The organism is Paraburkholderia fungorum (genome assembly GCF_046027605.1).
Classification (GTDB): Bacteria; Pseudomonadota; Gammaproteobacteria; order Burkholderiales; family Burkholderiaceae; genus Paraburkholderia; species Paraburkholderia fungorum_F.
Window position 1 is genome coordinate 172,375 of the sequence record NZ_JAQQEF010000005.1, and the last position, 23,313, is coordinate 195,687.

20 protein-coding genes and 1 tRNA gene are annotated in these 23,313 nt (G+C 62.8%); 13 read left to right on the forward strand and 8 right to left on the reverse strand.

The window, feature by feature from the left end; genetic code table 11:
* The first annotated feature begins 7 nt into the window (after nucleotides 1-7).
* The 5 genes from PQR53_RS11255 (at nucleotide 8) to PQR53_RS11275 (ending at nucleotide 7,079) form a co-directional block, all read left to right on the forward strand.
* A complete protein-coding gene (locus PQR53_RS11255) occupies nucleotides 8-1,204 on the forward strand; it encodes an aminotransferase-like domain-containing protein (RefSeq protein ID WP_408453174.1) in 1,197 nt (398 codons plus the stop codon).
* 66 nt (nucleotides 1,205-1,270) lie between these two features.
* Complete coding sequence (locus tag PQR53_RS11260) at nucleotides 1,271-1,735, forward strand: RidA family protein (RefSeq protein ID WP_408453177.1); 465 nt, start codon at nucleotides 1,271-1,273, stop codon at nucleotides 1,733-1,735.
* A gap of 183 nt (nucleotides 1,736-1,918) precedes the next feature.
* Complete coding sequence (locus tag PQR53_RS11265; protein WP_408453179.1) at nucleotides 1,919-2,827, forward strand: PhzF family phenazine biosynthesis protein; 909 nt, start codon at nucleotides 1,919-1,921, stop codon at nucleotides 2,825-2,827.
* Nucleotides 2,828-3,299: 472 nt separating this feature from the next.
* A complete protein-coding gene (locus PQR53_RS11270) occupies nucleotides 3,300-5,654 on the forward strand; it encodes a bifunctional diguanylate cyclase/phosphodiesterase (RefSeq protein WP_408453182.1) in 2,355 nt (784 codons plus the stop codon).
* A gap of 216 nt (nucleotides 5,655-5,870) precedes the next feature.
* Nucleotides 5,871-7,079: a chromate transporter gene (locus PQR53_RS11275; RefSeq protein ID WP_408453185.1), complete on the forward strand. Its 1,209-nt coding sequence runs from the start codon at nucleotides 5,871-5,873 to the stop codon at nucleotides 7,077-7,079.
* Between the two features lie 31 nt (nucleotides 7,080-7,110).
* Here PQR53_RS11275 and PQR53_RS11280 read toward each other — a convergent pair whose 3' ends face one another.
* The 5 genes from PQR53_RS11280 to PQR53_RS11300 form a co-directional block, all read right to left on the reverse strand.
* Nucleotides 7,111-7,569 (reverse strand): CopD family protein, encoded by a 459-nt coding sequence (locus PQR53_RS11280; protein ID WP_179737026.1) that lies wholly within the window; start codon nucleotides 7,567-7,569, stop codon nucleotides 7,111-7,113.
* A gap of 349 nt (nucleotides 7,570-7,918) precedes the next feature.
* A complete protein-coding gene (gene parC / locus PQR53_RS11285; RefSeq protein WP_408453189.1) occupies nucleotides 7,919-10,243 on the reverse strand; it encodes a DNA topoisomerase IV subunit A in 2,325 nt (774 codons plus the stop codon).
* 66 nt (nucleotides 10,244-10,309) lie between these two features.
* Nucleotides 10,310-12,295 carry a DNA topoisomerase IV subunit B gene (locus PQR53_RS11290; RefSeq protein WP_408453192.1) on the reverse strand — a complete coding sequence of 662 codons (1,986 nt, stop codon included), beginning with the start codon at nucleotides 12,293-12,295 and terminating at the stop codon, nucleotides 10,310-10,312.
* 428 nt (nucleotides 12,296-12,723) lie between these two features.
* A complete protein-coding gene (locus PQR53_RS11295; protein ID WP_408453194.1) occupies nucleotides 12,724-14,649 on the reverse strand; it encodes an ATP-binding cassette domain-containing protein in 1,926 nt (641 codons plus the stop codon).
* Between the two features lie 249 nt (nucleotides 14,650-14,898).
* A complete protein-coding gene (locus PQR53_RS11300) occupies nucleotides 14,899-15,300 on the reverse strand; it encodes a DUF4399 domain-containing protein (protein ID WP_408453197.1) in 402 nt (133 codons plus the stop codon).
* A gap of 322 nt (nucleotides 15,301-15,622) precedes the next feature.
* Between PQR53_RS11300 and PQR53_RS11305 the strand changes: the two genes are divergently transcribed.
* From PQR53_RS11305 to PQR53_RS11315, 3 genes are all read left to right on the forward strand, one after another.
* The gene (locus PQR53_RS11305) at nucleotides 15,623-15,814 is read left to right on the forward strand and encodes a rubredoxin (protein WP_408453199.1); all 192 of its coding nucleotides are present in this window, start codon (nucleotides 15,623-15,625) and stop codon (nucleotides 15,812-15,814) included.
* Between the two features lie 231 nt (nucleotides 15,815-16,045).
* Nucleotides 16,046-16,120: transfer RNA gene (locus PQR53_RS11310), tRNA-Arg, on the forward strand.
* A gap of 235 nt (nucleotides 16,121-16,355) precedes the next feature.
* Nucleotides 16,356-16,634, forward strand: coding sequence for a hypothetical protein (locus PQR53_RS11315; protein ID WP_408453201.1), 279 nt, complete (start codon nucleotides 16,356-16,358; stop codon nucleotides 16,632-16,634).
* Nucleotides 16,635-16,940: 306 nt separating this feature from the next.
* Here the strand turns inward: PQR53_RS11315 and PQR53_RS11320 are convergent, their stop codons facing one another.
* From PQR53_RS11320 to PQR53_RS11330, 3 genes are all read right to left on the reverse strand, one after another.
* Nucleotides 16,941-17,648 (reverse strand): glutathione S-transferase N-terminal domain-containing protein, encoded by a 708-nt coding sequence (locus PQR53_RS11320; RefSeq protein ID WP_408453203.1) that lies wholly within the window; start codon nucleotides 17,646-17,648, stop codon nucleotides 16,941-16,943.
* 254 nt (nucleotides 17,649-17,902) lie between these two features.
* Entirely contained in the window at nucleotides 17,903-18,124 is a 222-nt protein-coding gene (locus tag PQR53_RS11325) for a hypothetical protein (protein ID WP_408453206.1), read from the reverse strand.
* A 148-nt stretch (nucleotides 18,125-18,272) separates the two neighbouring features.
* A complete protein-coding gene (locus tag PQR53_RS11330) occupies nucleotides 18,273-18,464 on the reverse strand; it encodes a CsbD family protein (RefSeq protein WP_408453209.1) in 192 nt (63 codons plus the stop codon).
* Between the two features lie 176 nt (nucleotides 18,465-18,640).
* On the opposite strand from PQR53_RS11330, the gene PQR53_RS11335 reads away from it, so the two are divergent.
* From PQR53_RS11335 to PQR53_RS11355, 5 genes are all read left to right on the forward strand, one after another.
* Nucleotides 18,641-18,964 (forward strand): hypothetical protein, encoded by a 324-nt coding sequence (locus PQR53_RS11335; protein WP_408453212.1) that lies wholly within the window; start codon nucleotides 18,641-18,643, stop codon nucleotides 18,962-18,964.
* A gap of 273 nt (nucleotides 18,965-19,237) precedes the next feature.
* Nucleotides 19,238-20,521: a DNA (cytosine-5-)-methyltransferase gene (dcm, locus tag PQR53_RS11340; protein WP_408453214.1), complete on the forward strand. Its 1,284-nt coding sequence runs from the start codon at nucleotides 19,238-19,240 to the stop codon at nucleotides 20,519-20,521.
* 30 nt (nucleotides 20,522-20,551) lie between these two features.
* On the forward strand, nucleotides 20,552-20,998 hold the full coding sequence (locus PQR53_RS11345; RefSeq protein WP_408453217.1) for a very short patch repair endonuclease: 447 nt from the start codon (nucleotides 20,552-20,554) through the stop codon (nucleotides 20,996-20,998).
* A gap of 101 nt (nucleotides 20,999-21,099) precedes the next feature.
* Complete coding sequence (locus PQR53_RS11350; protein WP_179736910.1) at nucleotides 21,100-21,603, forward strand: YbhB/YbcL family Raf kinase inhibitor-like protein; 504 nt, start codon at nucleotides 21,100-21,102, stop codon at nucleotides 21,601-21,603.
* 135 nt (nucleotides 21,604-21,738) lie between these two features.
* Complete coding sequence (locus tag PQR53_RS11355) at nucleotides 21,739-23,193, forward strand: MFS transporter (RefSeq protein ID WP_408453220.1); 1,455 nt, start codon at nucleotides 21,739-21,741, stop codon at nucleotides 23,191-23,193.
* The last annotated feature ends 120 nt before the right edge of the window (nucleotides 23,194-23,313 follow it).

Here is a 23,313-nt window from a genome sequence, read left to right on the forward strand (position 1 = left end):
GGAGACCATGGACCAAAGCGACTTGAAAGCCCCCACGTGGCAACTGTCCGAACGCGCACGCAAGCTCACGAGCTCAGCGATCCGCGAGATCCTGAAAGTCACGGAACGGCCCGAAGTCATTTCGTTCGCGGGCGGCCTGCCCTCGCCGGCAACCTTCCCGGCCGAACGCATGCGCGAGGCATCCGACCGCATTTTGCGCGACGCACCCGCCGCGGCTTTGCAATACAGCGCGACTGAAGGCTACCTGCCGCTGCGCGAATGGATCGCCCAACGCTATTCGGTGAACGGCGCGCAGATTCGCCCGTCGCAGGTATTGATCACCACGGGCTCGCAGCAAGCGCTCGATCTGCTCGGCAAAGTGCTGGTGTGTCCGGACAGCCCCGTGCTGGTCGAAACGCCGACCTACCTCGGCGCGCTGCAATCGTTCTCGATGTACGAGCCGCGCTACGTGCAGGTGCCGACCGACGAGCAAGGCCTGATTCCCGAGGCGCTCACGCCCGAGCTGACGGCCGGCGCACGCCTCCTGTACGCACAGCCGAATTTCCAGAATCCGACGGGCCGCCGCCTGCCGGTCGAACGCCGGCGCGCCCTTGCTGCGTTTGCAAAGACCGCGCCGTTCCCGGTGATCGAAGACGATCCCTACGGCGCACTCGACTACGCGGGTGAACCGCTGCCCACCATGCTGTCGATGTCGCCGGATCACATCGTCCACCTCGGCTCGTTCTCGAAAGTGCTGGCGCCGGGCCTACGGGTCGGCTACATCATTGCGCCCGAAGAGTTGATCTTCAAGCTCGTGCAAGCCAAGCAAGCCACCGACCTGCACACGCCGAGCTTCACGCAACGCATCGTGTACGAGGTGATCAAGGACGGCTTCCTCGACACTCACGTGCCGACCATTCGCGAGCTGTACCGCGATCAATGCGCGGCGATGCTCGCCTCGCTCGAACGCTACATGCCGGAAGGCGTGAGCTGGAACCGTCCGGAAGGCGGCATGTTCGTGTGGGTGAATCTGCCCGCGCAAATCGACAGCATGAAGCTGCTGGAAGAAGCCGTCGCGCAGAATGTCGCGTTCGTGCCGGGCGGTCCGTTCTTCGCGAACGAAGCCGAGCACAATACGCTACGCCTGTCATTCGTCACGGTGCCGCCGGCGAAGATCGACGAAGGCGTGGCGCGTCTCGCGGCACTGATCCGCGCGAAGGTCTAACGAAGGTCAAAACGCACCCGGCCGCCCGCCGGGTTACCGAATTCCCTTACTGACTAAGGACACACCATGGCTCAAACAAATGTGTACGACAAGCTCGAGGAATTGGGCATCGAACTGCCGAGCGCCGGCGCGCCGGCAGCCGCCTATGTGATGAGCGCGCAAAGCGGCAACACGGTGTACCTGTCGGGTCACATCGCGAAGAAGGACGGCAAGCCGTGGGCCGGCAAGCTGGGCGCCACGCTCACCACCGAAGAAGGCAAGGCCGCCGCGCGCTCGATCGCTATCGACCTGCTTGCCACGCTGCACGCGCATGTGGGCGATCTGAACCGCGTCACGCGCATCGTCAAGCTGATGAGCCTCGTCAACTCGACATTCGAATTCACCGAGCAGCACCTGGTGACCAACGGCGCGTCGGAACTGATCGCGGACGTGTTCGGCGAGCGCGGCAAGCATGCTCGCTCGGCGTTCGGCGTGGCGCAGATTCCGCTCGGCGCATGCGTCGAAATCGAGTTGATCGCCGAAGTCGAATAACGCAGGCCTGCGGGCTCGTCCGTCGATTTTCCTGGCCGGCCGCTCCTGAGTGGATTGAACGCGTCGCGAGGTGTCTGGCACCTGCGGCGCGTTTTTGCATTTGTGGCAAGGTGGATCGTTCCTTTGTCACCAGATAGAATCCGCGAATCCTACCCATCTGCCGGATTTGCCGGATCGCGCCCGATGCCCGCCACCACCGTTCGTTTCAAACAGGTCGACGTGTTTACGTCGGTTCCGTTCAAAGGCAATCCGCTCGCGGTCGTATTCGACGCCGATGAGCTCAGCGGCGATCAGATGCAGGCCATCGCGCACTGGACCAATCTGTCCGAAACCACCTTCCTGTTGAAACCGACCGACCCGGCCGCCGACTATCGCGTGCGTATCTTCACCACGCATGGCGAATTACCATTCGCCGGTCATCCGACACTCGGCACCGCGCATGCATTGCTTGAAAGTGGGTATCGACCGAAGCAGTCGGGCAAACTGATGCAGCAATGCGGCGTGGGTCTGGTTGAATTGCAGGCCCTGACTGCATCCGGCTCAGCCGGCGAGACGCAGGACGGATGGGCATTCGCCGCGCCGCCCGCGCGCATCACGGCGCTTACGCAAGATCGGTACGCGGCGCTGGCTACGGCTTTGCGTAGCGACGCGATCGATTTCAGCGCGACGCCCTGCGCGGTCGACAATGGTGCACCGTGGCTCGTAGTGCGCGTCAATTCAGCGCGCGACTGTCTCGCGCTCGACCCGGATGCCGCTGCGCTCGCTGACATCGTGCATTCACTGGACACTCACGGCCTCGCCGTTTATGGCCCGCACGGCGCCGACGGTCCGGCCACCTTCGAGGTGCGCTGCCTGATGGCGGGTGGTCGCTTCGGCGTCGGCGAAGATCCGGTCACGGGCAGCGCGAACGCCGCGCTAGCGGGTCTGCTCAGCGCGCAGCAGTTACGCCCCGGCTCGCACTACACGGCCCGCCAGGGCACCGTGCTGGGCCGCGCCGGCAACGTTTCGGTGCACTACGACGACACAGCCGGCAAGACGTGGATCGGCGGCCCGTCAGTGACGGTCGTCGACGGCACGTTCCGGATGCCGTGAACGGTGCGGCGTGGCGCGCCATGGCTGGCCAGCGAGCGCTCGTCTGTCACCGACCGCCGCACGTGTTACGCCCCATTCGGCCACCCTTGACCCCAAAACGCCGCAGCGTCTGCACGATTCATGCGCCACGCATGACGAAAGGCTGGCACACCTGAATTCCGGACCCCGATGAAATATTCGAAAACGACTGCGAGGCTGCAGCCCCAAGGCTGGCCGAGTCGCGTGCGAATTCAGCCGGCTGGGACGGTCTGTCGCGCCCGCGTATACCCGATGCGCGGACTCTTCCTTAATCCAGTGGCATTCAGTAATATCGAAACGTACCCGATGACCTGCGGATGGTCAGGCACGACGCCACGCTCCCTCCCCTGCGCAGCAGTTCCGGCACCTTGGTCACCATGCAGCCACCCATGAAATTAGCGCAGTCCTTACTCGCGCAGTTGCAACTGGCCGGTACCGGGGAACGGGCCGCCTGATGAGCCAGTTCCGCTTTTCCGACCTGCGCGAAGCCAAACTCCCCCGCGATCCCGCCGTGTCGCGCCGCCGTGCCTTGCTCGTCATTCCGGCGCTCGGCGTGCTGGTGCTGATCCTGCTTTGGACCGTGATCTTCGCGCGGCTATCGGTTGAGAAAGAAGCGACAAATCGTGAGGCCACGGCCTCTGCTGCAATTCTCTCAGCGGCGCTGGAGCAGCACACGGTCAAGGCGATTCACCAGGTCGATCAGATCACCCGCTTCGTCAAATACGAGTTCGAGAAAACGCCGAATCATTTCGATCTGGCCAGCACGGTAGAAAAAGGCGTGGTGCAAAGCGAGACGCTGGTGCAGGTGTCGCTGATCGATGAACACGGCACGCTGATCGCGAATACGGCCGAACTCAATCCCAAACACATCGACCTGTCGGACCGCGAACACTTCAAGGTCCACGAGCATGAAAACGACGACCAGTTGTATATCAGCAAGCCGGTGCTCGGCCGCATATCCGGCCATTGGACCTTGCAGATGACACGGCGTCTGAATCATCCGGACGGCTCGTTCGCGGGCGTCGTGGTGGTCTCCGAAGACCCGAGCTATTTCACCAGCGACTTCTACAACAATGCGGCTATCGGCCGTGAAGGCGTGATCGCGGTGATCTCGGACAACGGCACGGTGCTCGCGCGCCGCACCGGCAGCACCGACAGCGCCAACGGCACATTCTCGGCGAGCGGTTCGTATCCGACCTCGGAGCATGTGTCGGGCACCTACGTCGATTCGATCGACAACGTCACGCGCATCGTTTCGTACCGGCATATCGACGGCTATCCGCTCGGCGTGCTGGTGGGTTTGTCGCAAGCCGAAGAATTCGCCGACTACAACCACACGCGTAACGTTTATCTGCTAATGGCGGGCTTCATCTCGCTCGCCATGCTGAGCTTCTTCGCGGTGGCCACCGGTTTGATCGGCAAGTTGCTCGGGCGCGAGCGCGAGATGACGCATCTGGTCGAGTACGATCTGCTGACCGGTTTGCGCAATCGCTATGCGACGCTGCAAACACTGCGGCACGACGTCGCGCAGCCGGCCAATCTCGGGCGTCTCGCGATTCTCTTCATCGACCTCGACAACTTCAAGACCGTCAACGACACGCTCGGCCACAACGCCGGCGACATCGTGTTGCAAATGACGGCCTCGCGTCTTGCCACCGCGGTGGGCGACGCCGGCGCGTTGAGCCGCATCGGCGGCGACGAGTTCGTCGTGGTGATCAAGGGCGACGACGTCGAGAAACGCGCCGTCACACTCGCCGAAGCGGCGGCCGAAGCGTTCTCGAAGCCCTTCGAAGTGCGCGGCAGTTCATTCGTGCTGCATGCGAGCATCGGCATCGCGCTCTACTCGGTCGCCAACGAGAGCGAGATCGACCTGCTGAAAAAGGCCGACCTCGCGATGTACAGCGCGAAGGACGCGGGCAAGAATTGCTATCAGTTCTTTTCGCCGCAGTTATCGCACCGCGCGGACCATTTGATGAAGTGGGAACAGCAGTTGCGCGTCGCGCTCGCCGAAGAGCAACTGTTCCTCGCCTATCAGCCGAAGATCGATCTGACGCGCCGCTGCATCACCGGTTTCGAAGCCCTGGTGCGCTGGAATCATCCGCAACACGGTTTGATTCCAGCCAACGAATTCATTCCGGTTGCCGAATCGACCGGCCTGATCGTGCCGATCGGCGACTTCGTGATCGAGACAGCCTGCCGTCAACTGGCGTTGTGGCAGCAACAGGGCTACGACACGTTGTCGCTCGCGGTGAACATCTCCGCGGTGCAGTTCTGGCGTGGCGATCTGTACGAGACGATCTCGCACGCGATCGAAGAAAGCGGCATCTCCGCGCGCCGCCTCGAACTCGAAATCACCGAGACGGCGATGATGGAATATCCGGAACTCGTCTCGGAGAAGATCTTCGCGTTGAAGCGGCTCGGCGTGCGCATCGCGCTCGACGACTTCGGCACCGGCTATTCGTCGCTCTCTTACCTGAACCGCTTCTCGGTCGACACACTGAAGGTGGACCGTTCGTTTATCCAGGCGATTCCGGGCGACCGGAGTGTGTGCGTGATGGTCACCGCGATCGTCAACCTGGCGCGTTCACTCGGGCTTACCGTCGTGGTCGAAGGCACCGAGACTGAAGAGCAGATTGCGTGGCTCGCCGCGCTCGGCCATATCGAAGCGCAGGGGTTCCTGTTTTCGCGTCCGGTGCCGGTGGACGCGATTCCCGCGCTCCTCGAACGCTTCGGTGTATGTGGCATGAAGGGGCACCGTCCCGCGCACCTCGCCGACAGCACCAGCAGCGTGTCGAGCACCAATAGCTGAACGCGGGTTCGACAGTGGCGCGTGTGGGTGTGTGGGCCTGTGCCACGTGCAAGCGCACCAGCCTATAAGGGGCGCCCCCTTATCTAACCGCGATATCACAAAACCGGCTACATTCACGCTGTACTACGACTCGGCGCGCGGCCGCGCGCCGGCCGCGCCAACCCACACCGATGATCCCAGAGGGCGGGCCGCCCGAGTGCCGGGGCCCGCGGCGCCATGCAGACGATCACGAGCCAGGATACCGCCAGACGAGGAGAACGGGAGCCGCTATGGACGCTGTTCCGGGTCGTGGTCGGCCTGTCGGCGCTGTCGTGGGGCGGCCTCGCGCTGATGGCGCAACTTGAAAACCACTACGTGGAACGCGAGGGACGGCTCTCGCGCGTGGCTTTTGCCGATCTGATCGCGCTTGCCTGGATGGTGCCCGGGCCGGTGGGCTGCAATGTCGCCGTGCAACTCGGGCATGCGCTGCGCGGACGCGCCGGCGCCTGGGTGGCGGGCATTGCAAGCGTGCTGCCCTTTTTCATGCTGATGACGCTGTTCGCGATCTTCTACCGCACGCCGCTCGTGCGCGCCGCCGCTTCCCAGACATTGCTCAATCACTTCAGCGTGGTGCTGGCCACGCTGATCGCGATCACCTGGTACAAACAGACGCGCGCGCTGGTGCGCGGCAAACTCGAATGGATCGCGGCGGTGCTCGGTTGCGTGGCGCTCTTCTATGCGCGCAGTCCCGCGGCCTACGTGGTGATGCTCGGCGCGGCATTCGGCGCCGGTTGGGTGGTCAGCCCGGTTCGCGATACACGCATCGTCGTGTCGATTGGGCGAGGCGACTGGCACATGCTGGCCGCGCTGGGCGTGTTGCTGGCGTTGTTCGCGCTGCCGCTGCCGCATCGCTATGAACTGGCGCTGCTATGGCCGCGGCTGGCCGGTGCGGGCATGACGTTGTTCGGTGGCGGCTTCTCGGCGTTGCCGGTGCTCAAGACGCTGTTTGTGACGCCCGCGATCGGTGTGTCGGATAACGATTTCACCTTGGCTTTTTCGCTTTCGCCACTGTCACCGGGACCGCTGTTAAACGTAGTGCCGTTCTTCGGTTATCTGGTGGATGGCTGGGCAGGCGCGTTGATTGCTACGCTCGCGCTGTTTGTGCCGTCGGGTTGCCTCGTGATAATGGCGCAGCGGCATCTGCATCAGTTGAAGGCCAATCCGCGTTTCGAGCACGGCATGCGGATCTTGCGCGCGGTCACTACCGCCTTTCTTGCGGTGGCGGTGTTGCGCATCGGCATGCATGTGCCGTTCAAGCCGGTCTATCTGGTGACCGCGTTGTTCTCCGCTATGTGCTTCGCGAAGCTCAAGGTACCGGTGTATGCGGTGTACGGGACCGTGGCGGTTGTGTGTGGGTTGTGGCTTGCCTACGGCGCGATGCCGTAGGCGGTAGCGGCCCGCGCGTGATAGCGCGCGCTCAGAACCCGCGCGACAGCACGGCGACACCGATCGTCACCACGCCCAGCACGATATTCACCAGCACCAGGCGCCGGATCGTGCCGACTGCCTGCGCGCCGTCCGGCCACTTCTGCGCCTGGACCGCACGGCGAATGCGCGGGAACACAGCGAAGCGAATGTGCCCGAAGATCAGCATCATCACGATGCCGAGCCCGGCCATGGCGTGCAACGGCCAGGTGGCGTGACCGCCGCCGAATTGCATCAGCAGGAAGCCGCCGGTGAGAAGAATGACGAGCACGGCGCCGGCGACCCAATTGAAGAAGCGGCCGAACACCGATTCCCACAAAGGCAGACGCAGCTGCGGCGAAAGGTCGGCAATGGCCGGCCGCAGACAGAAATGCGCGAATATCATCCCACCCACCCACACCGCGACTGCGAGCAGATGTAGAAACAGCGCGAGTTCGATAGCTTTGTTCATAGTTGTTTTCCTCTCCCGACGACGCCACGCCGCTTATGACGAGTGATATTAGTAGCGGCTATTGAGCGCATTCGACCGCGTGCTATGCGTGCAGTTCCATGCGTTCATGGCGTCTTGACGTTCTTTGTAGTTGTTATTGCAGCGCGCCCGATGCGAAGGCGGCGCCGCACCCCGATTTTTGATGACGCACGGCGCGGGCTTCATCTGCGAATGATGCGCGCGCCGTGTTGCTACGCTTGCCTGCTTCAGGCAGCCGCCGTGTTGCTGCCCTTTCACGCTCAGGCAACTTTTGCGTCGCCACACCTTGCGTGCTCCATGCAGCTTCCAACAGCTTCGTCATGCAGCGCCGTTAAGCCGCCAGCACCGGACGCATACCCTCGAGCTTCATCTTGCTCTCCGGCGCACGGCCCTTACGCGCCCGCTTGCCAACGTGCGGCGTGAGTGTGGCGCCGCTCAACTTCTCCTCATCCACCCGGCCACCGCGGCGCGTGCCAATCAATACCACGCCCGCCTTGTTGATGGACAACGCCTGCACCAGCGTTTCGTTGTCGTCGAGCGCCATCAGCGTGACGCCGCGTCCGCCACCCGACAGCGTTTTCATCTCGTCGAGGCCGAACACCAGCAGGCGTCCACCTGAAGACAGACACGCGATGTGCGTCGCATCCGGCAACATCGGCATCGGCGCGAGCGGCGCGGCGCCAGCGTCGATCGTCATGAACGACTTGCCGGCCTTCACGCGGCTCACCATATCGCCGACCCTGGCAACAAAGCCGAAGCCGTTGCTCGACGCAAGCAGCAATGCCTGATCCGCGGAAGCCGCGTAGTAATGCATCAGATGACTGCCCGACTCGAGTTCGATCAGCGACGTAACCGGCACGCCGTCGCCCCGGCCGCCCGGCAGGATCGCGACCGCCACCGAATAAACACGGCCATTGCTGCCCCATGCAACCAGCGTATCCGGCGTGCGGCATTGGAATGCGGCATAGAGGCCGTCGCCGGCCTTGAACGTGAAGCCGGCCACATCCAGACCGTGGCCCTTCAGTGCGCGCACCCAGCCCTTTTGCGACACCACCACCGTAACCGGTTCGTCGACCACGCGCGCTTCGAACGTGGCGCGCTTTTCCTGCTGGATCAGCGTACGGCGCTCGTCGCCGTATTGCTTCGCATCGCCTTCGATTTCCTTGATGAGCAGACGCTTCATCGCGGACTCGTTGCCAAGCAGTTCTTCGAGCTTGGCCTTCTCGTCGCGCAACTCGGACAGTTCCTTCTCGATCTTGATCTTCTCGAGCCGCGCCAACTGACGCAAGCGGATTTCGAGAATGTCTTCGGCCTGGCGATCGGACAGACTGAACGCGGCCATCAACGCGACCTTCGGTTCGTCCGATTCGCGAATGATGCGGATGACTTCGTCGATGTTCAAAAAGACGATCATCCGGCCTTCGAGGATATGAATCCGGTCGTCGACCTTCGTCAAACGGTAACGCGTGCGGCGCGTCACCGTCGCGAAGCGGAACGCGATCCACTCGTGGATGATTTCGCTCAAGCCCTTCTGACGCGGCCGGCCATCGCCGCCCACCATCACCATATTGAGCGACGCGTTCGATTCGAGGCTCGTATGCGCGAGCAACGTGTTGACGAAATCTGTCTGATCGATGCGGCTCGACTTCGGCTCGAACACCAAACGCACCGGCGAGTCCCGGCCCGACTCGTCGCGCACGGCGTCGAGCAGCGCGAGCATGGTCTGCTTGGTCTGCAACTGTTCGGGCGTGAGCGTTTTCTTGCCGAGCTTGATCTTCGGATTGGTCTGCTCTTCGATTTCCTCGAGCACCTTCTGCGCCGCCGTGTTCGGCGGCAGTTCGGTAATCACGAGTTGCCACTGGCCGCGCGCGAGCTCTTCGATCTTCCAGCGAGCCCGCACTTTCAGGCTGCCGCGGCCGCTTTCGTAAGCCGCCGAAATCTCGGCGTCGCTCGAAATGATCTGGCCGCCGCCGGGGAAATCGGGCCCGGCGATGTGTTGCATCAACTCGGCGTGTTCGATCTTCGGATTGCGGATCATCGCGACCGCTGCCGCTGCCACTTCGCGCAGGTTGTGCGACGGGATTTCCGTGGCCAGCCCCACCGCGATGCCCGATGCGCCGTTCAACAGCACGAACGGCAAACGCGCGGGCAACACCTTCGGCTCTTCGAACTCGCCGTCGTAGTTCTTCATGAAGTCGACCGTGCCCTGGTCGATTTCGTCGAGCAGCAGCTTCGCAATCGGCGTGAGGCGCGCTTCGGTGTAGCGCATCGCCGCCGCGCCGTCACCGTCGCGCGAACCGAAGTTGCCCTGGCCGTCGATCAGCGGATAGCGCATCGAGAAGTCTTGTGCGAGACGCACCAATGCGTCGTACGCCGACTGGTCGCCGTGCGGGTGGTACTTACCCAGCACGTCGCCGACCACACGCGCCGATTTGACGGGCTTGGCGTTGTCGCCGAGGCCCATGTCGTTCATCGCGTACAGGATGCGCCGCTGCACCGGCTTCTGGCCGTCGCATACGTCAGGCAGCGCGCGGCCCTTGACCACGCTTACCGCGTAGTCGAGGTACTGGCGCTCCGCATAGTTGCCGAGCGTCAGGAAGTCGCCTTCCGGCGGCGGCGGCTCGATGAAAAGGTCGAGAGTGTTATCGTCGTCCATCTTGATTCCGTATCCGTGTTTGGCGTGAAGTTTTCGTGCGAAGGTGGCGCGCTATCTCAAGCGCGCTCAGATATCCGCTTCAACTTCGTTGCCCTTTTCTTCCAGCCAGCTGCGGCGCGACGCCGCTTCACCCTTGCCCATCAGCATCGTCATACGCGCCACCGTGGCGTCGTAGTCGAGCTCACCGAGTGCCACCGGCGTCAGGCGCCGCGTGTCGGGATTCATCGTGGTGTCCCACAACTGCTCCGCGCTCATTTCGCCCAGGCCTTTGAAGCGGCTGATCGACCACTGCGTGTCGCGCACGCCGTCCTTGCGCAGCTTGTCGAGAATCGCTTCGAGTTCGCCTTCGTCAAGCGCGTAGAGCTTCTGCGCCGGCTTCTTGCCGCGCGCGGGCGCATCGACCCGGAACAGCGGCGGACGCGCCACGCACACATGCCCGCGTTCGATCAGCTGCGGGAAATGCTTGAAGAACAGCGTCAGCAACAGCACCTGAATGTGCGAACCGTCGACGTCAGCATCCGACAAGATGCAGATCTTGCCGTAGCGCAGATTCGACAGATCGACCTTGTCGTCCGGACTATGCGGATCGACGCCGATCGCCACCGAAATGTCGTGCACTTCGTTGTTGGCGAACAGGCGGTCGCGCTCGGTTTCCCACGTGTTCAGCACCTTGCCGCGCAGCGGCAGGATCGCCTGGTATTCCTTGTCGCGGCCCATCTTCGCCGAGCCGCCCGCCGAATCGCCCTCGACGAGGAACAGTTCATTGCGGCCGATTTCCGTCGATTCGCAATCGGTCAGCTTGCCCGGCAGCACGGCGACGCCCGAACTCTTGCGCTTCTCGACCTTCTGACCGGCACGCGTACGCGCTTGCGCCTGTTTGATGACGAGATCCGCGAGTTTCTTGCCGTGCTCGACGTGCTGATTCAGCCACAGCTCCAACGCCGGCCGCGAGAACGACGACACCAGCTTCACCGCATCGCGGCTATTCAGGCGCTCCTTGATCTGCCCTTGGAATTGCGGATCGAGCACCTTCGCCGACAGCACGAACGACACGCGTGCGAACACGTCTTCCGCCAGCAGCTTCACGCCCTTCGGTTGCAGGTTATGCAACTCGACAAAGTTCTTCACCGCCTGGAACAGGCCGTCACGCAAGCCGGATTCGTGCGTGCCGCCCGCGGGTGTGGGAATCAGGTTGACGTACGACTCGCGCATCAGCGTGCCTTCTTCGCTCCACGCGACGACCCACGCGGCACCTTCGCCTTCGGCAAACGTCTCTTCACTGGCGCGCGAGTTTTCGACATAGCGCTCGCCTTCGAACAGCGGAATCAGCAGATCGCTGCCGTTCATGCCTTCGAGCAGATAGCCGCGCAAACCGTCTTCGTATTTCCAGGTTTGCTGCTCGCCGGTTTTCTCATTGATCAGCGTGACTTCGACGCCCGGCAACAGCACCGCTTTCGAGCGCAGCAGACGCTGCAGTTCGCCGAACGGCAGGTTTGGCGAATCGAAGTATTTCGGATTGGCCCACGCGGTGACGCGCGTGCCGGATTTCTTGTCGGCTTTGGTTGCGGGGCGGACTTCGAGTTGTTTGGCGACGTCGCCGTTGGCAAAACTCAGCTCGGCGACCTTGCCGTCGCGCCACACCGTGACGTCGAGGCGGGTGGACAGCGCGTTGGTGACCGACACGCCGACGCCGTGCAGGCCGCCCGAGAACGTGTATGCACCGCCGGCGGCCTTATCGAACTTGCCGCCCGCGTGCAGGCGCGTGAAAACGATCTCGACGACCGGCACGCCTTCTTCCGGATGCAAGCCGAACGGAATGCCGCGGCCGTCGTCTTCGACCGAGACTGAATGGTCCGCGTGCAGCGTGACCGTGATTTGCCGGCCGTGGCCGCCGAGGGCCTCGTCCGACGCGTTGTCGATAACTTCCTGAATGATGTGCAGCGGATTCTCGGTGCGGGTGTACATCCCGGGCCGTTGCTTGACCGGCTCCAGGCCCTTCAACACCTTGATCGACGCTTCGCTATACGCGGCGTTTGGCTTTTTCGTAGACATGGTTGACTCGGGTGCGTCGGTTCATCGTTGTCCACAGGTCCTGTGGACAGGTCCGTGGACAATGCGTTGAGTTTTCAAAAAAAGCGAAACGAAACAACGGGGTTAGGTGCGGTGCCCGCAGTGCGGGCAAGCTGTTTTATCGCCTGGCTTCCCTTGGGCGCGCTCGACGGCGGCTCAACGCCGGTTCTCCAGCCCGGCAACGGCCGGCCGGTGCGAACACCGGGGAAGCCTGTCCGCGGGGTATTTTACTGATTTCGATACGGGCAGCAATTCACGACATGCGGGATTGGCCGTTTGGATAAGGGGCAGCGCCTGCATGTGGCCTGGCACGTGGCCTGTGATGCGAGCGCGATGAGACCGTCGCGCAGTCCCGTCCTCCGACCTTGCCCTCGCGTCGGCGCAAACTCGGATCGCGCCGCCCCCGCGCCTCACTTGCGCTTGTTTTCCAGCTCGTCCCAGCGTTCCAGCGCGATCAGCAATTCCTCTTCGATCGCGGCGTAACGCTCGGTCAGACGTGTGCCTTCCTGAGCGTCTTTCGCGAACACCGAACCGTCTTCGAGTTGAGCGCCGATGGTTTTCTGCTCGGCTTCGAGCGCGGCAATTTTCGCCGGCAGCGCCTCCAGTTCGCGCTGGTCCTTGAAGGACAACTTGACGGCACGCTGCGTATTGCGGGCCGCGCCGGTATCCTTCGACGCCACCACTTCTCTCGCCGCTTCTTTCTGCGCGTCCTGCGCCATCTGCTGCGACCGGTCGCGTTGAATCTGCCAGTCGGTAAAGCCGCCGACATACTCGCGCCACTTGCCGCCGCCTTCCGAAGCGACCACCGACGTCGCGACGTTGTCGAGAAACGCGCGATCGTGGCTGACCAGCAGCACGGTGCCGTCATATTCGGTGAGCAGTTCTTCGAGCAATTCGAGCGTCGGGATGTCGAGGTCGTTGGTCGGTTCGTCGAGCACCAGCACGTTGGCCGGCCGCGCGAACAGACGCGCCAGCAGCAGGCGGTTCCGCTCGCCGCCCGAGAGCGACTTGACCGGTGAACGCGCGCGTTCCGGCGCGAACAGGAAGTCGCCCAGATAGCTCATCACGTGCTTCTTCTGGCCGTTGACCTCGACCCACTCGCTGCCTGGGCTGATCGTATCCGCGAGACTCTTGTCCAGATCGAGTTGCGCGCGCATCTGGTCGAAGTACGCGACCTGCAGATTGGTGCCGATGCGCACCGTGCCTTCATCCGGTGGCAATTCGCCGAGGATCATCTTCAGCAGCGTGGTCTTGCCCGCCCCGTTCGGACCGACGAAGCCGATCTTGTCGCCACGCATGACCGTAGCCGTGAACGTGTCGACCACTGTGCGCGAACCGTAGCGCTTGGTCACGTCAGTCAGTTCGGCGACGATCTTGCCGGATTTCTCGCCCTGGCCCACGTCGAGCTTGACGTTGCCCTGCACATTGCGGCGCTCGGCGCGGTCATTGCGCATTTGCACGAGCCGCGCGATCCGGCCGACGCTGCGCGTACGGCGCGCTTCCACGCCCTTGCGAATCCACACTTCTTCCTGCGCCAGCAGCTTGTCGAACTTGGCCGCTTCCACTTGTTCGACTTCAAGCTGCTGCGCCTTCCTGGTCTGGTAGGCGCTGAAATTGCCCGGATACGACAACAAACGCCCGCGATCCAGTTCGACGATGCGGGTAGCGACGCGGTCGAGAAACGCGCGATCGTGGGTGATGAAGAGCAGGCCTGCGCGCAGCGAGACCAGTAGTTCCTCGAGCCAGCGAATGCCGTCGAAATCGAGGTGGTTGGTCGGCTCGTCGAGCAGCAGCACGTCCGGCTGCACGACCAGCGCACGCGCCAGCGCCACGCGCTTTTGCATCCCGCCCGACAGCGAACCGACCCGCGCCTCGCCATTCAGACCGATCTGTTGCAGCGTGGTGGCCACGCGCGTGTTCCAGTTCCAGGCGTCCGCATGGTCCAGCGCCGATTGCAGCGTGTTCATGCGCGACATCAGTTCGTCGTGAACCTGACCTTCCGGTTCGTCGGCGAGCTGATTGGCGACCACGTCGTATTCATCCAGCAGCGCGCGGGCGTGGGTGAGGCCGGCGGCGACCGCGTCGAATACCGTGTCGTCCGTATCGAACTCCGGCTCCTGCGGCACGTAGACGCTCGTCAAACCCTGCTGGCGCGTGACGAGACCGTCGTCAGGCTTGGTCAGATCGGCGACGATCTTCAGCAGCGACGACTTGCCCGCGCCGTTACGGCCGATCAGCCCAACGCGCTCGCCCGCTTCGAGAGAAAAATCCGCGTGATCGAGCAACGCGACGTGACCGAACGCCAGTTGGGCCCCGGTAATGGTGTAAAGCGACATGGAGAATTGGGAGAAGACAGCGATGAGTCGGAACTGCCCATTGTACCGGGCGCGCGGGCGGGTGCCTGTATGCCGGAAGAGATAGGCCGAATGGCCGGCTTGAAAACTGGGGATAAACCGTGCGCACGTCTGTCGCAGACAGGATCCGACCGCGCGTAAACCATGCTCAGGCCGTGCTCAAGCCAGGATACAAAACGGAAAGCGCGGCCGGACGGTGCTTGCACCCGCCCGGCCCGATCAGCGTGCAGGTTACTTCACGTGCACCGTGATGGTCTTGCTCATTTCCGGCCCGTACGAGCGATGCGCGCCGTCGCCGAATTGCAGCGTCAGCGTGTGATCGCCCGGCGGCAGCGTCAGATCGGTTTCGGTCTGGCCCTTGCCGAAGTGGAGCGATTTGTCGGTGGCGGGAATCACTTCGCCCTTGGGAAGCGGCTTGCCGTCGATCAGCAGGTGATGATGGCCCGTGCCTTCCGTCATCGTGCCGGCCGGCGCGATTTTCATGCCCTCGACACCGAACACCACATGGACCGGATTGGTGACGGTCGCGCCGTCCGCCGGCTGCACGAAAGATACGCCGGCCGCCTGCGCCGCGCCGGATATGGCGAGCAACCCGGCCATTACCGTGCCGGCCAACCATTTATTTCTAAACATCGTTTTTCTCCTTGTTGGGAAACGACGGCGTGCGCGCCGTGCAGGCGCCGATGGCGGCGCCAGTTGCCTGAGGCCGATCGTCGCAATACATGCCAGGCGCCCGACGCGCCTGTCTAAAAGATTAGCTGCGGATCAGAGCATACACGCTGTGTATGACGGGACCCGTCACGCTGGTCGGACGCGTCTCAGGCGCTTTGCGGCGACGCCGCATCGGTAATCGGCGGTCCACTTGTCAAATTCCGGTAATATTGCGGGTCGCCGCCGTGCCCAAAAAAGGGGCAGACTGAGCGGATCATTGCATTGAACCAAAGAAGAGTACGTCGTGAGCGAAGTAATTGAAGTGACTGAATATAAGAGCTGGGTCTGCCTGATTTGCGGCTGGATCTACAACGAAGAAGAAGGCATTCCCGAAGAAGGTATCGCCCCGGGCACGCGCTTCGCCGCGATTGCGGACGACTGGCGCTGCCCGCTGTGCGATGTCAGCAAGTCGGAGTTCGCGGTGGTGGAATTCTGAGTGAACTCGATTGAACCGGGGCGCGCTACCTGATGTAGGGCGCCGGGCGGTTCGCGCGGCCCAGCGGGTAATGCCCGCTGGGCCGTTTGCTTTGTGGGACGGGCTTTGCCGCCCTCCTCCCGGCTGGGCGTGTTTGATATACTCTGCGCTCGCTGGCGAATTTGGACTCGCCCGGTCTCGGCCCGAGGTTGTTGTTTGGCGGGATTGCAGCGATTATTTTGGTTTGGTCCTCTCCCTGTAGTTCAATGGATAGAACAAGTGCCTCCTAAGCGCTAGATACAGGTTCGATTCCTGTCAGGGGGACCAGATAACTTCCCAGCGTTACCCAAGTTTGCCCAGAAAAGCCCCGTATGCGTTGCGCTGCGGGGCTTTTTGCAAACGAGCTAAAGCCGCCAATAAGGACAACGATCCCATCCTCACGCTGGGCGCGGTGCGTCTGTCGCCTTCAAAGTAGCGTTCCCGGCACGCAGGTAATCTACGGACACAATTCCAGCCGAACTTCGGCAGGCACCCCGCATCTGATGTTTTAAGGGGGTGCAACATGCTCAGGCTTATGGCAATTGTTGGTTTGGCGGCCGCGCTGTCGGGCTGTGTCGCATATCCCGCAGGCTACGGCTACGCCGATCCCGGATACGCTTATGGGCCCGACTACGCGCCCGCGTATGGCTACGGCAGCATCAATGTCTGGGGCGGCGGTGGCGGCGGTTACCATCACGGCGACTACCACCACGGCGGCTGGGGCCACGGCTACGGGCACGGACATTGGGAAGGCGGCCATGGCGGTGGACATGGCGGCGGCCACGGCGGACATGGCCATTGAGTCGTGTTTGAAGGGCGGCTACCCGGTGCTATTCCTGCGCGTCGAGTGGTGAATGGTCATCAGGCAACCATCAGCGCAGCGAGACACGCAAGCGCCATCGCCATGAACAGGCTGGCTGCGAGAAAGTTGTGTGAATAGCTCATGCCGCCCCCGATTTGTTATCTCACAAGCATACGATGGCTCGGGGAAGGGCGTTGTTAAGGATGGTCAATTGGCAGAGCCCTCCGCATCGTCAGCAACCTCACCGCTTCCCACTCATCACCGCGTCGCGCAAGGCCTGGATCGACTAGTACTTTCTGATACGCGTCATGCAGGCCGCTTCGGAATCTCCAATCCCTTCGCCACCGCCGGACGCGCGACGAACGCAGCCAGCACGCGCTTCACATTCGGAAAGTCGTCGATTCCGACCAGATCCCCGGCTTCGTAGAAACCGATCAGATTGCGCACCCACGGGAAGGTCGCGATATCGGCGATCGAATACGTCTCGCCAAGAATCCAGTCACGTCCTTCGAGTTGCCGGTCCAGCACGCCGAGCAGCCGCTTCGACTCGCCGATGTAGCGGTCGCGCGGGCGTTTGTCTTCGTATTCCTTGCCGGCGAATTTGTGGAAGAAACCCACCTGGCCGAACATCGGCCCGATGCCGCCCATCTGGAACATGACCCACTGGATCGCTTCATAGCGGCCAGCGGCGTCCTGCGGGATCAATTTGCCGGACTTGTCCGCCAGGTAAATCAGAATCGCGCCGGATTCGAACAGCGGCAGCGGCTTGCCGTCCGGGCCGTTCGGATCGATGATCGCCGGAATCTTGTTGTTCGGATTCAGCGACAAAAACTCAGGAGACATCTGGTCGTTCGTATCGAAACGCACGAGATGCGGCTCATACGGCAGACCGGTCTCTTCGAGCATGATCGACACCTTCACGCCATTGGGCGTCGGCAGCGAATACAGCTGAATCCGGTCCGGATGCTCGGCAGGCCATTTCTTCGTGATCGGGAAGGTGGAAAGATCGGTCATGGTAGTGAGGTAACCCTTGTGCGAGAGCAGCGGCTGGAAATCGGAATCGAATCGGGGATCAGCGCTCGGCCGGAAGACCGAACAGCAAGACCCGAACACGCGACCGCCAAATATAAACCGACTCAGCACAACGCGTGCGCGGACGCCGCAAAACGTCCCGTTGCGAACAGGGTCACGCGCCGCTCTTGTCTACCGCGTCACCGCATCACCCGACCTCAGCACCGAGGCACTGAGGCACCGAAACACCACAAGGCTCACCACAGATCCTTCGTCGACGTGCCGGCGCGCAGGTTATAGCCTTCGCGCCACAAGGCCGCGCCGACCGTCAGCAGCAGCGTCTTCTGCTCGCCGTCGAGTTGTTCCCACGTTGCCGCCAGCCAACTGGCGAAGCTCGCACAGGTGGTTTCGAGGTCGACGGGCGCCTTGCCCTCCAGGTACTGCCGTTCGAACATCGAAAGCACTTTTTCGGGGGTCATGGGCGCCTCCTTGTTGTTGGATGCGCCAAGTCTAATGGCGACGCACGGTGTGTGGCACGTCCACGGCGCCGAACCCGGGTTACTCCCAGGCGAAAACGAAAAAAGGCGCCGAAGCGCCTCCTTACGTCAAGCGACAACGCGAGCCAAATTAGGGCTTGTTGTGCTTTGCCTGGTCCTTGGCGTCTTCCTTAGCGTCGCCATAGGCCTTTTGTACCTTGCCGGCGCCTTGCTGGAGGTCGCCCTTGAGCTCCTTGCCCGGATTGTTGGTGGCCTTGCCAACGGCTTCGTTGACCTTGCCCTTGACCTGCTCGCCCACACCCTTCACCTGGTCTTTGTTCATGTTCGGCTCCACTATTTGGAATGCCGGCGCGACATTACGCCAGTATCCGTGTTGAGCAACGGGTGTGCCCGCGGCAACCGTCGATCCCCTGCGCGCGAGGTACACGGCCGTGAAAATATTTAACAAAAACCCTAAAGTCCCGCCGCCGCCTGCCGTAAAGGTGCCATGGAGGGGCTATGGAACGCACACTCATTACGCTGACGGGTTCATCCCAGGCGACGCTGATCGATCGGGACATCGCGCATATCGGGCGCGTGATGCGGCCGTCTTTACACGGCGATCTGGGCGGACCGATTCTGCCGCCCACCTACTGGCGCAAGCGTCTGTATCAGTTGCTCGACTCCGGCCATCTGTCCCACGCGCAACTGTGCACGGTCGACAGCCTCCTGCTCCAGATCGACCAGTTCGAAGCGCAACCCGTGTGGAGCGCTGCGCTGGCTCCGGCAGCCGCCGCGCTGTCCCAGCCGCCGCATCTCGCGAGCACCAGCCGTCCTGCCTGAGACGCTGCAAGCCTTGATGGCCGGCCTTCCGCTGCGGCCAGTCCTACTTTTCCCCAGCTAAAAAAAGGCCGCGAATCTTGTCGCGGCCTGAACACGTCGCAACGCGGGGAATTCGCGTCACGCCGCCAGCCTACACGCCCAACTGTGACACCCGCATTTAAGCGAAAAGAGTCGCAGGTTCATCGCAAATTTTCTGCCCGAGGACGGCAGAAAATAGGAAAAAGGGACGACCTTAGGTCATAATGTCCGCAAAAATTCCCAGCAAGGACCTCCGTGACCCTCGCCGCATCGCTCGACCTGCTCAGACAGGCGCGCGCCCGCTTCACTCAACGCGAAATCGCCGCGCACGTCGGCAAGGCCATCAAAACGGTACGCCGCTGGGAAAAAGGCGAAACACCGTGTCCGTCCATGCTGGAACCGGCTTTGCGCGATCTGCTGCAGAGCAGTGCCCGGGCAAAGGCCGGTGCGGCCACTGCCGGCGCCCAGTTCCGCTTCATCGATCTGTTTGCCGGGATCGGCGGGATTCGCATGGGTTTCGAGGCGCACGGCGGCGACTGCGTTTTCACGAGTGAGTGGAACGATTTCTCCACCAGGACTTATCGCGAGAACTATCCCGCCGACGGCGAGCACGCGCTGATCGGCGACATCGTCTCGTTTCCCGCCGAAGAGGTGCCGAGCCACGACGTGCTGCTCGGCGGCTTTCCATGCCAGCCGTTTTCGATTGCCGGCGTCAGCAAGAAAAACGCGCTGGGCCGGCCGCACGGTTTCGAGTGCACGACGCAAGGCACGCTGTTTTTCGACGTCGCGCGCATCATCGCGGCGAAACGGCCGGCCGCGTTCCTGCTGGAGAACGTGAAGAATCTGCTCTCGCACGATAAAGGCCGTACCTTCGACGTGATCCTGCAGACCCTGCGCGACGAGCTCGGCTATGAAGTGCACTACCGCGTGGTCGACGGCCAGCATTTCACGCCGCAACATCGCGAGCGCATCATCATTGTCGGCTTTCGTGGCAAGACGTCGTTTTCCTGGGACGATCTGCGTCTGCCGGAAAGCGGCCCGCGCCTCGGCTCGATCCTGCATCGCACGGACGGCAGCGAACCGGTGCTGCCCTGGGACCACGATCGCTTCTTCGACCACGCCGCCAGACGGGTGCAACCGAAGTACACACTCACGCCGAATCTCTGGACCTATCTGCAGAACTACGCGGCGAAGCATCGCGCGGCAGGCAATGGTTTCGGTTTCGGCATGGCCTATCCCGATAGCGTCACGCGCACGCTCTCCGCGCGCTATCACAAGGACGGCTCGGAGATTCTGGTCTATCAGGGTGAACAGCTGCGGCCGCGGCGTCTCACGCCGCGCGAATGCGCCCGGCTGATGGGCTTTCCCGATACGTTCAGGATTCCGGTCAGCGACACGCAGGCTTACCGGCAGTTCGGCAACAGCGTCGTCATGCCGGTGATGCGGGAAGTGGCGCGCATCATGCTGCCACATGTGCAAACCCTGCTCGCCAAGGAAACGCACCATGGTTCGAAGCAAACCCTTTCGCTCTATTCCTGAGCTGCCCGATCAGTTAGCCTGGCGCTAACGATGGTCGATATCGTCGACAGTGCAACGCGTAGCCGCATGATGTCCGGCATTCGCGGCCGCAACACGAAGCCTGAAGTCCTGATCCGCAGCCTGCTGCATGGCCGGGGCTTTCGCTTCCGCCTTGACGCGCGCGATCTGCCGGGCCGCCCGGATATCGTGCTGCCGCGCTACCGCGCTGTGATTCTGGTCCACGGCTGCTTCTGGCACGGTCACGACTGTCATCTGTTCAAATGGCCGCAAACGCGGCCGGAATTCTGGCGCGACAAGATCGGCCGCAATCGCAGCAACGACGACAAGGTCAAGGCGGCGTTGCTTGCGAGCGGCTGGCGTGTCGGGGTGGTGTGGGAATGCGCTTTGCGTGGTGCGAATCGCGATATCGAAGGCGTATTGCAGCGGCTCGTCGAGTGGTTGAAGAGCGACGCGCCGAGCTTCGAGGAACGCGGTTGAAAGCTGCTTGTAGTCCGTCACATCCAAGGGAATCTCGAAGCGGCTGGTGATACACTCGATTGGCTAACCATCCCAGAACCACTCAAGAAGGGAGGCACACAATGGCTGATTTCCGTCTCTGGTCCGACGAGTTCCCCACCAACGGCTTTATGCCGAAAGCCCACGAGTATCACGACAAGGCCTTCGGTGTGGACGGCGAGAACATCTCGCCCGCGCTGCAATGGGATGCACCGCCGGCCGATACTCAAAGCTTCGCACTCACCGTTCACGATCCCGATGCGCCCACCGGCAGCGGCTTCTGGCATTGGGTGATCGTCAATATTCCGGCCGACGCCCGCTCGCTGCCGCGCAACGCCGGCAAGGCCGACGGCTCGCTGCTGCCGCAAGGCGCGCTGCAGGTACGCAACGACTACGGCACGGTCGGCTTCGGTGGCGCCGCGCCGCCGCGCGGCGACAAGGCGCATCGCTACATCTTCCGCCTGCATGCGCTGAAGGTGCCGCATCTGCCGATCAATGCGGATACCACCAATGCGGTCGCGCGCTTCATGACGCATCTGAATGAACTCGATTCGACCACCCACACAGGTCTGTATGAGCTCAAATAACGCGTAAGACGCGATGCCGGTGCGCTGTCGCAGCGCTGGCATCGTCGCCGCGCGCCGTCTTGTCTTCGAGAGCGGCACGCGGCGCGCGGCCTATCGTCGGGTCGATGAGCCGCCTCACTCCAAATCAAAAAAACGATGCACGCACAACCATCGCGCAAGGACGGTTCGACGCCGGCCGATGCCGCTTCAGCCGCCCACCTGGGCACCGGCACACCGTCCGCGGATAGCCCCGAACGAGGCTTGCCGATCCCTCAACGCTATTGGGCCATGCTGGTCATCGCACTCGGCCTCACGCTGGCCGTGCTCGACAGCGCGATCGCCAACGTCGCGCTGCCGACCATCGCGCGCAATCTGCACGCGAGCGCAGCCGGCTCGATCTGGGTCGTCAACGCCTACCAGCTTGCCATCACCATTTCGCTGCTGCCGCTTGCGTCGCTCGGCGACCGGATCGGCTATCGGCGCGTTTATCTGGGCGGGCTGATCCTGTTCACGGTGGCGTCGTTCGGTTGCGCGTTGTCCACCTCGCTGCCGACGCTCGCGCTCGCCCGCGTGGCCCAGGGTTTTGGCGCGGCGGGGGTCATGAGTGTCAACACCGCGCTCGTGCGCATGATCTATCCGCCCGCGCAGCTGGGCCGCGGCGTCGCGCTCAACGCGATGGTCGTTGCGGTGGCGTCCGCGGTCGGACCGACGGTCGCTTCCGGGGTGCTCGCCGTCGCCTCGTGGCCGTGGCTGTTTGCGATCAATGTGCCGATCGGGATCGCGGCGATCGTAGGCGCCCTCAAGGCGCTGCCGATGAATCCCGGCCACGAGTCGCCCTACGACTATTTAAGCGCGGTGATGAATGCGTTCGTGTTCGGCCTGCTGATTTTTGCCGTCGATGGTCTCGGCCACGGTGAGCGCTTCGGCTGGGTCACCGCAGAGGCGCTCGGTGCGATCGTGATCGGTTATTTCTTCGTGCGCCGTCAATTGACTCAGTCCGCGCCGTTGCTGCCGATCGATTTGCTAAGGATTCCGGTGTTCGCGCTGTCGATCGGTACCTCGGTGTGTTCGTTTTGCGCGCAGATGCTGGCCTTCGTATCACTGCCGTTCCTCTTGCAGGACACGCTCGGTTTCTCACAGGTCGATACCGGCTTACTGATGACGCCGTGGCCCGCGGTGATCATCATCGCCGCACCGATTGCGGGCGTGTTGGCGGACAAGGTGTCATCGGGCTGGCTCGGCGGCGTCGGACTCGTCACGATGACCGCGGGCCTGCTGCTGCTCGCCACCCTCGGCGCGCATCCCGAGCCCATGCAGATTGCGTGGCGCATGGCGGTGTGCGGTGCCGGCTTCGGCATCTTCCAGTCGCCGAACAACCGCACCATCCTGTCGGCCGCGCCACGCGAGCGCAGCGGCGGCGCGAGCGGCATGCTCGGCACCGCGCGCCTGACCGGACAGACGCTCGGCGCGGCGCTGGTCGCGCTGATCTTCGGCATCGCGCCCCAGCACGGGCCGACTATCGTGCTGTATGTGGCAGCGTGCTTTTCAGCGGTCGCCGCCGTAGTCAGCACGCTTCGGGTCATGCAGCGGGTGAATGTGCAAACGGCGTGAGCGTATGGCCAGCAATACAACAAGGGCGCGAATCGCATGCAGCGGTCCGCGCCCTTCTTTAATGCTTCATTCATCCGCAAATAGTTCGACGTGATCAGCGCGCGCGGCCCTCGAAGGAAT